The organism is Desulfosporosinus shakirovi (assembly GCF_020595055.1).
GTDB classification, from domain to species: Bacteria; Bacillota; Desulfitobacteriia; order Desulfitobacteriales; family Desulfitobacteriaceae; genus Desulfosporosinus; species Desulfosporosinus shakirovi.
Map to the genome: position 1 here is coordinate 1 of NZ_JAJDOO010000014.1, position 15,264 is coordinate 15,264.

The following is a 15,264-nucleotide window of genomic DNA, read 5'->3' on the forward strand; positions in this document are numbered from 1 at the left end:
GATTTTATACTAAACTAGGGAAAATCTCTATTTCAGTTGTCCGATTTCTATTCTAGCAGCACTACCTGAAAACTGAGTTAACCCGACAGAGCCTACAGTTATTGGTAAATCTATGAAAAAGAATAGGGTATACCCTTTAGTATGTTTGTGTATTTCACCTGATTTTTTCATACTTACCTCCACGAATCTTTATTCAATTCAGTATCTATATTTAGTATGTTTCAGTAGAGTAAATATCCTGTGCGCTTCAAAACTTCTGTAACCTTTTTGTCAATCAAAAAATATCATGCTAGCAGAGTATAAAAACTGAATATTTCCAGATTGAGGTGATCCTATGAATTTAAGCTTTAAATTATCCCGATCTAATTATAGAAATCTAGTTATAGGAACAGATACAAAAATCCCACTAAAAAATGGTCAATACACAACAGCCATCAATTTTGATAACGCGGCTTCTACCCCGCCTTTTGTTTCAGTTATGGAAGAAATAAATCACTTTGCTTCCATGTATTCATCCATTCATCGGGGCACAGGTTATAAATCACAACTTTCTTCTAAAGTCTTTGAAGAAGCACGATCAATTGTTCTAAAATTCGTTAATGCCGATCCCTCTCGAGATACGGTTATTTTTGTCAAAAATACCACTGAGGCAATTAATAAATTATCTTATCGTTTATGGGATGGAAACAAAAAAAGTGTTATTTTGTCAACCTGGATGGAACACCATTCTAACGATCTTCCGTGGAGAAACAAGTTTCAAGTCGATTATGTTCAGACAGATTCCTCTGGAAAATTAAGTCTCGAGGATCTAGAGAGCAGATTAATCAAGCACAAAGGCAATGTTAAACTTGTAACAGTCACTGGAGCATCCAATGTCACAGGGTATATAAATCCAATACATAAAATAGGTGAGTTGGCTCATCGCTACCGAGCAAAAATACATGTTGACGGAGCCCAATTGGTTCCTCATAATTCTGTCAACATGAATCCGAAAAATCCGCTTCAAAGCATTGACTATCTGACCTTTTCAGGGCATAAGATGTACGCACCTTTTGGAACCGGAGTACTTATCGGTCCACAAGAAACCTTCAAAAAAGGAATCTCTGAGTATGTAGGAGGAGGTACCGCCGAAACTGTCACTCACGATTGGGTAGTATGGGAACCTCCCCCGCATAAAGAAGAAGCAGGCACCCCCAATCTAATGGGTGTGGTCGCTCTGGCAGCAGCGATTAAGACACTGACCACAGTAGGGATGAAAAACATCAACCAATATGAAGACCGGCTTACAAACTATTCCAACTCAAAACTAAGATCCATTCCGGGTATAACAGTCTACTCCCATACGGCCCCGGGTGAACCTCGAATCGGCGTAATCCCTTTTAATGTTAACGGTATTGCCCATGAAGAAGTAGCTGCAATTTTATCCAATCAGGCAGGAATTGCCGTTAGGACCGGTTGTTTTTGCACCCAGCCCTATATTCAAAGACTTTTATCTATCTCCCCAGGTCAAATGGATTTACACAGAAAACGCAGAGATATTCCCCGACCAGGCGTAGTTCGTCTAAGTTTTGGATTGTACAACGATTTTAGTGAAATAGATGTTCTGATGCAATTGTTAGAAAGAATCAGTAAGCACCCAACATCTTACATTTAATCAACTAATATAAATACCTATTTCTACTAATAATAGGATTTATATAACGATCATAAAGGGGTGCACAAATTGAACAAGAAAATGAACCTTTTAATGTTTAGCGGCGATTATGATAAGGCTCTAGCAGCACTTATACTAGCCAATTCCGCCCGAGAGCTTGATGTAGATGTGACTATGTTCTTCGCATTTTGGGGGCTTTGTCTCGTTCGCGATCCGGAAAAGGAAACATCAGATGATAAAACTCTCTACGAAAAAATGTTTGGAATAGTCACTCCTAAAGGGCCTGAAGAGTTGCCCCTTTCGCGCATGAACATGGCAGGTCTGGGAAAACAAATGCTTCTAGAAATGATGGAAGATGATAAAGCTCCTTCTCTAACAGACTTTCTCAACGGAGCTCGAAAAAAAGGAGTCAAATTTTACGGATGCAAGCTATCTGTTGAAGTTATGGGCTTTAAAGAAGATGAATTACTCCCAGAAGTTGAAGTCATTACAGGCAAAGAGTATTTAAGAGATGCTCTTGAATCAGACATGCAACTCTTTATTTAGTTATTTTGGCTTTATTCCCAAAGCTTTTTTAGCCAGCCGGTCTACGTAATCGTTAAACTGATCTCCGCTATGACCGGCAACCTTTTTAAACTCATACAATCCATGGTTCGTACGCATAAATTCAACATAAGCTTGAGTAAACTTATTTTTTGCTTGCCAATCTCCAGTAACCCAAAGAGAAATGCCAGAATAGTCGTGATAGATACGAATACGTGCGTTCAGTGACTTGGCTTTTTCTACGGCATGAAGTACTGCGGCAATTTCGCCCGCAACATTTCTCATGCTGGCGGCTTCAAGGTCTTCCCCTATCCCGAAACTTTCGAGAACGACTTCACCATCCTTGACAAAGGCATAGCCATAGGAATACTTACCATTTAAATAACTTCCATCTGTATATACTTCAAAGTCAATGTTACCAATAAATGATGTAATCATACCGGCATTGTTGCCATCTCTAAGATCCTTAGAGACTCCTCCATCATTTTGCCACTCAAGTGCTTCAGCCTTCGTTTCAAAGCCTTTATAGAGCGCTCCCTTATAACCCTTGACTGACGCTTGACATTCAGGCCAGTTATTAAAAATCCCGAGATTATGCCCGCTTTTAACAACGTAATAATTTTTTTTAGCCAAAGATGTTCCCTCCAAAAGTTAATAAGTTCTCTTGTCTTTTACTCTCCAGCACTAAAACTGTTGGCTGGTGGCCGGACCATGACTGTAACAGGATGTTTAAGATTAATAACACCGAGTCATGAATGGCAAGGTGTTAATTGTTCTTTCTGATTATACAATTATAATCGTTTTCTATTCAAATTTTAATATGTAAGCAAAAAAATACAAAGCAATATCTAAATCTTAGAACTCAAAAAAATATCTTAAGCATACGATATAATTGGAAGGAATATTCAAACTATTGTTGAAATTATATTTAGGGGTTTGATTCACATCCGACCTTAGCCCTTTATAAACAAAAATAATCTAGAAGGAGGAAGTATCTATGGAAACTTATCGGGTAAAGGTTGGCTCAAAAGGAGAAATCATATTACCTGAAGAACTGCAAGAACTCTTTGGACTAGTAGCAGAGGATACTTTAGATTTGTGTGTCGATTCAGAAGGTAAAGTTTTTGTCCGAACTGCCGAGCGCTCAGTCAGGCCACTTTCAGATTTTTTTGAAGACTTAATTGTAAGTGATTTGCTTGCAAAGGGCTGCAGTGGAGACTGTCTTAAAAACAAACTCCTGGAACGCAAATTAAAGCTAAGCACCGTACTCGACCGTTTATCAGAAGAAGCGCACAGAGCACATAAAAATGGTCAATCGATTAAGTGGTGGGAAGCTCAAGCTTTAACATCACTGTGCATTCAAAAGGACCGCAAAGGACTGTATCAGGTGATGATCACTACTCGCGGTGTCCATGATCTGGTTGTTCTCCGTAAAGAAGAGCTTAGAGAAATTCCAGCAGTGTTCGAAAGCTTAGAACAAGATCCGTTTGTTTTTAAGCGACTCAGAGGGCCGTATTATGAGACTTATCGTGTCTCTTTCCGCAGTGGAACAAAGGAACACAGAGTCATCTATACCGTCTTTGCTAAAGAAAATCTGATTGTAATTTTAACAGTCGGAGCTCGAGAGGTCATCTATGATCGGCTTAATGGTATAGCTTGATCAGTGCTCAATGTATGATATCGTGATTAAAACTTTAACTTGTTTTCTGAGAAACAAATGACCATGAATATTGGACATGAAAGACAGCCTGAAGATGCCTTCGGGCTGTCTTTTCATATTGAAGTAACAACTGAGGAAAATCCCCCAATCCTGAGATAGGTTATAAGCTCTAACAGCCTGCACATTCTTTGTCACAGGAATGATCACTCAGGTTACTTCCAAATAACCTAATGCCTTTAGTTGTCATATCTTCAACTAAAGCTGCCACCTTATCTAACTGTCCAAAAATACTTCTTGAAAGTACTTCTGCTCTACCGTAAGATTCCTGAGCTCTTACTTGTTGATTAGCTTTAACTGCTTCTATACCAATTTGCCCGATTTTGTGAAACTCACTATGAAAAGCCTCGATTTTTTCCCAGTCTTCTTCAATTATGGAATTCGTTATTTGAACAGCATGATAAAAATGACCAAAAGCACATTTACTTCCATCCGTTTGTAGCGGATAAATCGTCATATCATCAACCATTCGTCTGAAATTATCTAACCAATTGGCATGGGCTTTTTTAGCATCTGAAATAGTAACTAAAAATTCTTGATTGTTTAAGGCATTACTGCTACCCTTCAGAGAACTCATTTGTTCTCTAACAATAGTAGAGATTTCATCATCAATCCTAGCAATTTCCTTTGCAGATTCTGCACTTGCTAAAGCATCTCTATGAATTATTTGAGTCATCATAGTTAACTCTTCAGCATCACGGCTAGAAACATCCATCGCTTGATTAATCTCGCTTGTGGCAGTTTTTATACCTTCCATTGATTGATTAATGAATTGTACATCATTAATCGTCGTTTTTAGCATTTCTACATTTTTCCCCATAGTGTCTGTAATATTATCAATCTTAAGACTCATTTTTTTCGTTAATGCCATCGTATTATTCATACTTTGTTTGCCTTCTTTAGCAGCTGTTTGAATATTACCCACAAAAGACTTCATACCTTCCAGACTTCTTTTCGTATCGTCAGCCAATTTCCTAATTTCTTCAGCAACTACGGAAAAACCACGACCATTTTCGCCTGCCCGCGCTGCTTCGATAGAAGCATTGAGAGCAAGTAGATTGGTCTGCTCAGCTATATCTCCAACTCCTTGAACTATCTCATTGACTCTATTCGCCATTTCTACCAATTGAGCAATTTTCTCGCCCATAATATTGGCATCAAGCATAACCTTATCTTTCAATTCATTGACTTCTGTGAGTTGATTAAGACTTAGATAGTTATTCTGAACAAGATCTTTAGAGGCGTCCGATAATTGAGATAGTGTAGTGGAAGTTCTCTCTACTGTTGAATTCACCTCGCTCATTCCTGCGTTAGTCTGCTCTACAACAGCAAGATTAGATTCGCTCAATAACGACATTTTTTTAGCAAAGTCAATCAACTGATGTGCTATATGTGACATGTTGACGTCAAAGTTACTTAATGTTGCTGCAATAGTTAACAACTTTTTTGATGATAATGCCATTTGTCGTTCATTATCGAAAAGCTTAATAAAGTAACTAATCATCTTTTTATGGATCGGATAGTCAACCTTTGGTTCAACGGCATTTATCCCCTGTAACTTCTCCTCTACATAGTTAAATATAAAAGTAGATTCTTCACATGGTGGTTTCTTAGAAAATAAATTCAATACATTCCCTACCCTGCTTCTCATTTTGCTTCCAATCTCCTTTTTTTAAATCTCATTGATCGTAATTGCGGTTTGAGTCCCTTCGAAACTTATGGGATAATCAATCACAATTAAAATACTATCTATCAATTCTCCATTTTTGATGCAATTCCTCTTTTATAGTAATAATTATTTCTTATATATTTTTTTAATATTGTAAGTTCTTTTTTATATTCATTTGATATAAAATAAAAACTTGTGTTTGAAAAAAGGTGGGTAATTTGTATTGGGAGATATTCTTTAAAATAATAACAAAAAGGCTAGCAACCTTTATTTACCAAGCAAAAAGGTTACTAGCTTTTATATTAAGTAAAAAACTTAGGATGTGTCCACTTCTTACCTTGATATACGTTTCGCCGCTGCAATCGTAGCCGGAGAATCCTCAGTCCAAGGGCTTTTTTCATAGTTACCCCACAGACCGGTTATTTCCCAACCGGTCTCCTTCAAGGCCTTTCTTAAAATAGAACTAGTTATGGGGAACAAAACGTTAACTCCAGAAATAACGTGTTTCGTGTCCGGAAACTCGATCTTCATGGAAAAATCGAGTTTCCCATCCGGTCTATGGGTGTAGTAGCGATAAAAGGCAAGCTGAGAGGTCTTAATAATTGGTAACTCTATGATTTGATTGGTCAAAATTCGGTCATAGTTAACTGTTTGCAATAAAAGGTAGGTTCCCTTTTCCCAGAACTGACCTAAAACCTGATTCAACTCAGTTTCCCCAGATACATGTGCCAGCGTATTTCCTAAACATAAGATTCCCTCAAATTCTTCCTGTATTAACTGCAAGTCTCGCATATCTGCCATGGCGAATGAAGATCTACTTTTCCTCTCTTGTGCCTTCCTTTTAGCAATCTCAATCATCTCATCGCTTAAATCTACACCGAGCACTCGCACGCCGGTTTGACTTATTTCTAAGGCAGTCGTCCCTGTACCGCATCCGATATCCAGTACCGAGCTTAGATTATCTTGTTTCAAATAATCATGCAGGAACACTTTCTGCGGTTCCCTCAGCGGAAATATTTCATCATAGTGTTCGGATAAGGCACGGTAAAAATCCATCTCAGTTATCCTCCTCTCGATATTCGCCAAGGTGAATTTTCTCAGAATCCGCACCGCAGGCCTGTTTACTTAGAGAATTAATCGTACTGTATGGGTTTGACCGTCATCTTTTAAGACAATAACAGGTTCAAGTAACTCTGCTTCATCTAAGATGATCTTCGTATACCCAGTCATCCTGGCGTTAGGATTCTCAACGAAAATCTCATATTTTGTTGTTTGATAGTGATAAGTTAAGCTAAAGCCCGACCAACGGCTGGGAATACAGGGCTTTAAGACTATTGTATCTCCTTGCCGTTTAAATCCTAAAATCCCCTCTAATCCTGCTTGATACATCCACCCCGCAGCTCCAGTATACCATGTCCAGCCACCGCGTCCTACATGTGAATGAGTGCCATAGACATCAGCCGCCATAACATAGGGTTCTACTTTATAGCGATTCACTTCATGTTCAGTACGAGCATGATGTATAGGACTTAACATCTGAAAAAGCTCGGTCGCCTTGTCCCCTTCTCCTAAAGTCGTATAGGCTAAAATAGCCCATGCCGCTCCGTGGGTATACTGTCCTCCGTTTTCTCGGACGCCAGGAACATATCCTTTAATATATCCTGGATCAGGCAGCAACTTGTCAAAGGGCGGGGTCAACAGGAGGAGAATTCCATCTTCCTTGCGCCACAAATAGTGTTCTAAAGCCAACATGGCATCCTGAACCCGAGTTGGTCTGGCGGCCCCAGACAGAACTGACCAGGATTGGGCAAGTGCGTCAATTTGGCATTCTTTATTTTGAGAAGATCCCAGCGGTGTTCCATCATCGAAATAAGCACGGCGGTACCAACCTCCATCCCAACCATGCAGTTCAATATTTTTCAGAAGTTCTTCGGCAATATCTCGATAATGAACTCCCCGTTCCGAATCTTCACGAGCATCACATAAGCCTGCAAAACGGACCAAAGTCATATATAAGAACCAGCCCAGCCATACACTTTCACCTTTACCTTTATGTCCAATTCTGCTGAAGCCGTCATTCCAATCCCCAGAGCCGATAAGCGGCAAGCCGTGTTCTCCAAAACTTAAGCCCTGTTCGATTGCGCGCAGACAATGCTCATATACCGTTCCCTGTTGATCAGAAATTCTTGGAATTGAGTATCGTTCATCTTCACCCTCTCTTAGTGGTTCATCCTCTAAGTACTCAGTCATTTCATCCAAAACACCGATGTCCCCTGTGCGCTCAATATAATGGAAGGTAACGAAGGGCAACCATAATAAATCATCTGAAAATTTAGTTCGAATCCCTTTTCCTTTTTCAGCGTGCCACCAATGCTGTACATCCCCTTCGATAAACTGATGCCTGCAATGGATAAGGATTTGATTACGAGTGACCGTTGGCTCCGTATAAACAAGGGCCATTACATCCTGAAGTTGATCTCTAAAACCGTAAGCCCCTCCCGACTGATAAAACGCAGAACGCGCCCATAATCGGCACACTACTGTTTGATAAAGTAACCAACGGTTTAAAAGCAAATTCATGGACAAATCTGGGGTATGGATCTGAATGTTCCCTAATAACTCATCCCAATACTGCTTGACTTCTTCAAACGAATCCTCAATCTTTTTAGGTTGTTCATAATCAGAAATGATCTGTTCTGCCTCTTGGCGATTAGCTGTTTCTCCGAATAAAAAGGTAATCGTTTTGCTTTCACCTGGCATCATTGAAAATTCCAGTCGCATCGCAGAACATGGATCAAGTCCCGCTCCAATAGATTCCGAAAAGGAATCCAGCTGTAATCCGATAGGATCTTCCAAACTTCTGTTACGTCCAATAAATTCAGAACGATCTCCTGTGTAACTAGCAACGGTAGCTCCAAAGGCCGTTAAAAACCCAATCCTTCCAATATACTCTTCTTGATAGGTGTTTTGAACATAGAAAGTGCTGCTTTTTATGTCATACTCAGTCACCAGATAAGGCGCAGTATGCTCTCGAACAACCCCCATGACCCATTCAACATAATAAGTTGCACTTAAACTTAAAGAGCGCTCTGTAAGGTTCGACAGCGTCAGCTCCACAATCTTAACAGGCTTATCAATGGGAACAAAAAAACGCAGAGTTTGCTTCAATCCTCGACTGTAATGCTCAAAAATTGAGTATCCCTGTCCATGCCGAATTTTATAGACACCATTTTCACGTCTCGGATTAGCAGTAACAGACCAAGACTCGCCCGTTTCTTCATCACGCAAGAATAGTGCTTCACCCACCGGATCAAGAATTGGATCATTTGACCAAGGAGTTAACTTATATTCCCTGCTGTTTTGAGACCATGTATAACCAGCACCCACTTCAGATATTTGGAAACCGAATTTGGAATTAGCAATGACGTTGATCCATGGCAAGGGGGTATTCATACCTTCCTGTAATTCAATTATATACTCTTTCCCATCTTCGCTAAACCCGCCGTATCCGTTAGCAAAATGCAAGGGACCATCTGATCCTTCTGTCACATCCTGCACCATGTTAATTATGTTTTGATCATTTTGAAGAGATTGGTCTTGAGAATTATCTGCAAGAAGCTCAGATTCCCTCGTACTAAGCTTTGCCTTTTTGCGAACTTGAACAGAGCAAGATCCTCCCTCTCCAATAAAGGTAATACGGGCTACTGTGCAGAGAAGATTAAGTACATCTGGCTGAACAAGCCCTTTTTGAAGAAGAAAGACACCACTAGGTTGATTCAAAAGATCTCGGGCATGTCCCATTGAGATAAAATCACGCAAGCTATCCTGGAAAGCCTGTACATAACCGCTCTCATCTTCGTTGAGTATTACAAGGTCAGCCAGCAGTCCTTTGAGTCTCCAATATTCATGAATTGTCAAAAGTCTGCGCACCAAATCTAAGTGCTCAGCATTAGCAACTCGAACAAGGACAATCGGAAGATCTCCCGAAATCGCATAAGGCCAAAGAGCAGACTGCCCTTTGGAATTCTGTTTAATGCATTCCTCCGCATCTCTGCGACAAGGACTGAGATAAAGTAAATGTCCGCCAAGACTTAAGGCCTCATTGGCCTGTGCTGATGTCAGGTTTAAATGACGAAGTTCCATTTTACTATGTGTCCATGCTAACTCAAACGCTCTATTAACTGAGAGAGGATCACGATATTTCTCTGCAATACGGACTGCCTCCTCACGGCTCTCCGCGTATCCGACAGAAAATGAGACCCGCACAGTTTGCCCCGGAGTTATTCTAACCCGCTGACGCAGGCTCATGATAGGATCTAGCACTGCACCAACAGTATTCGACAAAGGATGGTTGGCATCTAAGGCTTGAGGCTTGGCAAGACTTCTACCTCGGCCAATAAAACGCGCACGATCTGTTTCGTATTGAAGGGCCCCTACTTTTTCCCCTTCTGTTGCAACTGTATGCATGAGCCATAGTCTAGCTTGATTCTCACTCCGTGGTCTACGAGATGCTAAAAGTGCCTCATGATCAAATTCAGTTTGAATAAAGAGGTTACCAAATGCTGGATGCGCAAGATCCTCACTTTGCCTAGCCAAAACCACTTCAAAGTAGCTTGTGACTTCGACGATTCGATCATGCTTACTATGATTTGTCAAAGAAACACGGCGCATCTCCGCTTGGTCCTCAGGGGATACAACAACTTCGGTATGGGTAGTTATGTTGCCATCCTTCCGACAGTACTCAACTTGATCCGGTGCATAAGTCACCTTGTATTCCTCGCCAGAATTCTTACAGGGTTGGTAAGTAGCTGACCATACGTCACCTGAGTTCAGGTTTTGAATGTAGAAATACATGCCCCACGCATCTTGCGTCACATCCTCTCTCCAGCGGGAGACACAAATATTCTTATATCGACTAAAACCTGATCCCGAATTCGTCATCATGACAGAGTAATGTCCGTTGGAAATACAATGTGCAATTGGAATTGGGCTATTTACAGTGTTTAAAAGAATGAACTGGTTTTTCTCGAGATCAAGAGTTTTGGTTTTTGGCCTGATAGCTTGGTGTTCATCTTCAGGCTGAGGAATAATTGACGTTACGTCCGGCAACCGCTCTTGAAGCAAAAGTTCAGCAGACTGAATTAATGCTTCATTGTGTAAACGCTGTTGCATGACGTTTTCAAATAAGACATTATCGATCGCTATCAAACTCATTCCTTGATGATGAGCCATAAAACTCTGGACAAGTTTATAGGAACGTCCTACCGGGACACGTTCACTAGTAAAGTCAACTGCTTCATATAACCCAAAACGACCTCCAAAACCCTTTTGTTCCATCGCGGAGATATTCAACAATGCTTCAAAAGGAGAAACCATCAGCGCCAAAAAGCTTGCATACGGCGCGATCACAAGGTCTTGAATCAGCCCGCGTTTCAGACCCAATCCAGGTACTCCGAACGCCTTATACTGGTAATTTAGCTGAGGATCAAAAGCATGGAATCCTGACTCTGAAATACCCCAAGGTACATTGTGATCCAATCCGTATTTTCTTTGGACATCAACAACCGAGTGATAAGTTTCATTGAGAAGTGTTCCCTCATAATTCCTCATCACTAAGAGTGGCATCAGAAATTCAAACATTGTTCCACTCCAAGAGACTAAGCTTCGTTTGCCTTTCGTCATTGTCAGTGAACGTCCAAGTTTAAACCAATGGCTTGGAGGCACATCCCCTTTGGCGATTGCAAAAAAGCTTGCTTGGCGGGCTTCAGAAGCTAATAAGTCATAATAAGAGTTATCAAGTTTGCTGTCTGAAACACGATAACCGATTGAGAAGAGCTGACGTGATTCGTCAAACAAGGGATAAAAATCTGTAGCTAAAGCCATCCCCTCAAGGTGTTGCTGCAATTCCTCCGATTTATGAATATAACCTTGAATCTTCTTGTGTGCCCGTTCGATGCTCTCACTAAGTTCCGGAGGAAAACTGCCATTTCCAAGTCCGTTCGCATAGAAATCAGCAAGTCCCTTCAGGCTGAGATTATTTATAACTTGCTCATTTCCAATCCAAGGGCACAATTCGCCTAGTTCTAAACAAAATGATTGAATCATGGTATCTAAACGATGTGCCCAGTATAATCCCTCTTTGCCTAATTCACGCTCTGAAATTTGCGCTGGCCATAGTGATAATAGATTCATCCAGTTCTTAAGATTCAAAGGCTCATCTGAACCAAGAAGTTGATCCATTGTTACTTTAAAAGAATTCAGTTCTTGATAGGTATCTTCGTCAACCTCTTCAAGCAAAAGGTTATAAGTATCCTTAAGCCCTCTTACAAATTGCAAATCAAGCAAAGGTTTTTCTTCAATAATCTCGGCTAACCCTGATTTTAACGTCAAAAGATACATCACAAAGTTTCCACTGTCAACTGTCGAGATATAGCGAGGTTCTAAAGGCATAAGGGTCTGAGTATCGTACCAATTATAAAGATGCCCTCTCCAATGTTCCAGCTTTCCAATAGTATTAACCATATGCTGAATATTTTCCAACACCTTTGTTGAGGGTATATATCCGAAATCCCTTGCCACCAAATTTGTTAAAAGCGCTAACCCAATATTGGTGGGTGAAGTTCGATGTGCTACGCCATTTGGTGGATCAATTTGCACGTTATCCGGAGGCAACCAATGATCCTCCTCGCCAAGATATTCTTCAAAAAAAGCCCATATCTTTCTGCTAAAGCGACGCAAAACGATCTCTTCTGAAGCTGAAAGTGAGATTTTTTTATGCTGAATAGGTTCGCTTACATAATGAGCAACCCAAATTGAAATGACCCAAGCAATTGCCAACGGGACAAATTGTCCAAGCTTTGTTGGGAAAGCGTAGGCAATGCCCAAAACTGCCAACAAAACAAAGAGAATTACAGGCCACATCGAGCGAGACATGGTTTGCAAGCTGGCACCTATGCGTTTCTCTGCATCTGAAGCAGCTTCCCATTCTAACAGAAGTCGATGAGAAACAAACTGGCGATACAGACTTCTGACGATCGCATCCAGCATAACTAAAGCTTGATAAGGAAGAAACACGAACTGAAGAATAAACTGCATGGCTAAGGTCATTAAGTCTTGGCTTAAGTTTCCCTTTTCAGCCCGGTCATTGAAAAGTTGATTAAGCAGATATAATACAATGGGCGAGAATAAACTTAGAGAGACTATTCCAACCCAAACTATTGGTTCTCCAGAAAGAGCCATGAATCCAAGCATAAGAAGTAACAACAGGGCAGGTTCTTCTAAACTCCTTCTCAGGTTATCGAATATTTTCCAACGTGCTAAAAATGGGATCGGCGCAAACAACCAGGATAAGAGTTGCCAATCCCCCCTGACCCAGCGGTGTTGCCGACAGGTATAAGCGAGGTAGTTAGCAGGATAACCATCAACAAGTTCCACATCAGATACCAACCCGGCCCGTGCATACAATCCCTCAATCAAATCATGACTGAGAATCGTGTTTTCCGGAAATGATTGATCCGTTACTTTATGGAAAACATCTACATCATAAATTCCTTTTCCAGTAAAAATACCTTCACCAAACAAGTCCTGATAAACATCCGATACTGCTGTAGTATAAGGATCAACTCCAACTCTTCCCGAGAAAATTCTTGCAAAATTAGAAGCACCAGCTTTAAGAATTGATACGCCCACTCGCGGTTGAAGGATCCCGTAGCCTTGAACCACCCTTTTTCCATCTTCGCTAAGTTGAGGTGAATGCAAAGGATGAGCGATTGTTCCAATGAGTCTCTTAGCAATTCCCCGCGGTAACTGGGTATCTGCATCAAGTGTGATTACATAACGAATGGTTGACAGTATGGAAAGTTCTCCAATTTGAATATCGTAACTTGTCGTTCCTTCTTGACGCAGAAGTCGATTGAACTCGACAAGTTTCCCACGTTTGCGCTCCCACCCCATCCATACCCCTTCAGATTTATTGAAGAGTCTTCTTCTTTGGAAGAAATAGAATCGATTGTTGCCATATTTGCTGTTTAATTTCTCGATGGCACTCACTGCCGCCGAAACAATTTCTTTATCCTCTGGAACACTTTCTGTCGCTGCGTCCGCAAAATCGCCCAGAAGAGCGAAATACAAGTTCTCATCTCGATTGGCAAGATAATAAACTTCAATTTCGCTGACAAGTTCAATAACCCTGTCAACATTTGTTAAAAGCGTAGGAATTGCAACCATAGTCCGTAATCTTTGAGGTATTCCTTCCCTTAATTCAAACTTTGGCAGGAATGATGGACGAAATAGTTCAGAAGCCATCCAGTTCACTAAGGGGATGACAATACTGCTCGCCCAAATCAACAACGCTATAACTAAAGGAATATAGCCAAGGGAAATGGGTGTCTTTACGAGCGCGTATACTAAGGCCAAGGTGAATAGAGTTCCTGCTCCAATCAACAAACTTCCGAAATAATATAAGTTAGGTTGCTTGCGTATTTTGCGCCGAACCTTACTCCAGAAGCCCCTTGACTTTCCAAAATCTTTTTCCAATTCTTGTTCAAGTTCTTCTCGCCCTGCTCCAATCAGATAGAACCCGACATGCGACGAGACAGCATCCCCTTGTTCATATGCCCCTTCTGCCTTCACTAACACTTTTCGAGCTACAACTAACTCGGACACTTTAAAGTTTCTTGAAATCTTTTCTACACAATGTCGATAGAAATCACGCGACTGAAAGTCCATTTGGCCATAAACTCTACTTGGGTCCTTTCCAAATATACCTTCCACTAAACTGACTTCTTCAAAAAAATGAGGCCAGTCTTCAGCATTAACGAAATGAATGCTCAAAATTGCGTGACCCATTGACACTTGATACATGGTCTGACGTTGGCGTTCCAGTTTTGCCAGTTCTTCAATTGTAGTATCTTGTTTGGCTACAACACGATCTACCCATTGTAACAGCGGGCCTACATCCGCACCAACCTCCCGAATTCGCTTTAGGATCTGTTCTGCATAAGAAGACGAATATTCTTCTTGAGGACTTAACGTTTTTAATAGTTTTTCCCATTCTTCCGACCCGTGTTCTGATTCCAGCAAGGGCATAACCCAATGATCGGCTGCTTCTCTTTCTGCTTGAGTATAAAGTATTTGTTCCGTTAACCTTCGAATATTTTCCAAGAGGATAATACGCAACATAATGGGAATTGCCCATAGTTCTCCGCTAGATAAGGGTACTTGAACCTGATAGGCGTTAATAAAGGCTTTTAGCGTTTCACTTTGCAATTGACTGTCCGTGTGTTCAATAAGTTCAATCAACAGTCCATAAATTCGCGGGTATCCTTCGAAATCGCCCGTAGAATTTTGCGGTAATTGACGTTCGAACTTTTGAGGAAGGCTGCTTTGAATTTCTACTCTCAAGTCTTTTAAACTATAAAAGTTATCCAATAACCATTCAGTTGCAGGTACACTGTCTTGTGTTCTCGATGAATAATCAGCAATTTCATGGTAAGCCTGTTCTAAAAATTTCATATTCTGTTTTACTCTGGGCATCAATGATCGTTTTAGCTGACTAGTCCCCTGATTAACATTTGATCGAGCAATCTCTTCAGCATGACTGAGTAAATCTTCGCCGTTAAGAACAATATCTTTATAAGGCTTATTCTTTCTTAAAGATTGTGTGAAAAACTTCATTCTCCG

8 protein-coding genes are annotated in these 15,264 nt (G+C 40.7%); 3 read left to right on the plus strand and 5 right to left on the minus strand.

The genetic code is table 11. From position 1 onward, the window contains the following. Positions 1-27 precede the first annotated feature (27 nt). Positions 28-171 (minus strand): hypothetical protein, encoded by a 144-nt coding sequence (locus tag LJE72_RS13415; protein WP_229248133.1) that lies wholly within the window; start codon positions 169-171, stop codon positions 28-30. A 163-nt stretch (positions 172-334) separates the two neighbouring features. Between LJE72_RS13415 and LJE72_RS13420 the strand changes: the two genes are divergently transcribed. After that, the gene (locus LJE72_RS13420; RefSeq protein ID WP_229248135.1) at positions 335-1,654 is read left to right on the plus strand and encodes an aminotransferase class V-fold PLP-dependent enzyme; all 1,320 of its coding nucleotides are present in this window, start codon (positions 335-337) and stop codon (positions 1,652-1,654) included. A 69-nt stretch (positions 1,655-1,723) separates the two neighbouring features. Next, complete coding sequence (locus LJE72_RS13425; protein WP_229248137.1) at positions 1,724-2,200, plus strand: DsrE/DsrF/DrsH-like family protein; 477 nt, start codon at positions 1,724-1,726, stop codon at positions 2,198-2,200. Here LJE72_RS13425 and LJE72_RS13430 read toward each other — a convergent pair whose 3' ends face one another. Beyond that, entirely contained in the window at positions 2,201-2,830 is a 630-nt protein-coding gene (locus LJE72_RS13430) for a ribonuclease H1 domain-containing protein (RefSeq protein WP_229248138.1), read from the minus strand. It abuts the gene before it with no gap. 364 nt (positions 2,831-3,194) lie between these two features. Here LJE72_RS13430 and LJE72_RS13435 point away from each other — a divergent pair, with 364 nt between their 5' ends. Then, the gene (locus tag LJE72_RS13435) at positions 3,195-3,857 is read left to right on the plus strand and encodes an AbrB family transcriptional regulator (protein WP_229248139.1); all 663 of its coding nucleotides are present in this window, start codon (positions 3,195-3,197) and stop codon (positions 3,855-3,857) included. Between the two features lie 169 nt (positions 3,858-4,026). Here LJE72_RS13435 and LJE72_RS13440 read toward each other — a convergent pair whose 3' ends face one another. The 3 genes from LJE72_RS13440 to LJE72_RS13450 form a co-directional block, all read right to left on the minus strand. Next, positions 4,027-5,565: a methyl-accepting chemotaxis protein gene (locus tag LJE72_RS13440; RefSeq protein ID WP_229248140.1), complete on the minus strand. Its 1,539-nt coding sequence runs from the start codon at positions 5,563-5,565 to the stop codon at positions 4,027-4,029. Positions 5,566-5,916: 351 nt separating this feature from the next. Further along, a complete protein-coding gene (locus LJE72_RS13445; RefSeq protein WP_229248141.1) occupies positions 5,917-6,639 on the minus strand; it encodes a class I SAM-dependent methyltransferase in 723 nt (240 codons plus the stop codon). A 69-nt stretch (positions 6,640-6,708) separates the two neighbouring features. Then, the gene (locus tag LJE72_RS13450) at positions 6,709-15,258 is read right to left on the minus strand and encodes a GH36-type glycosyl hydrolase domain-containing protein (protein WP_229248142.1); all 8,550 of its coding nucleotides are present in this window, start codon (positions 15,256-15,258) and stop codon (positions 6,709-6,711) included. Positions 15,259-15,264: the final 6 nt, after the last annotated feature.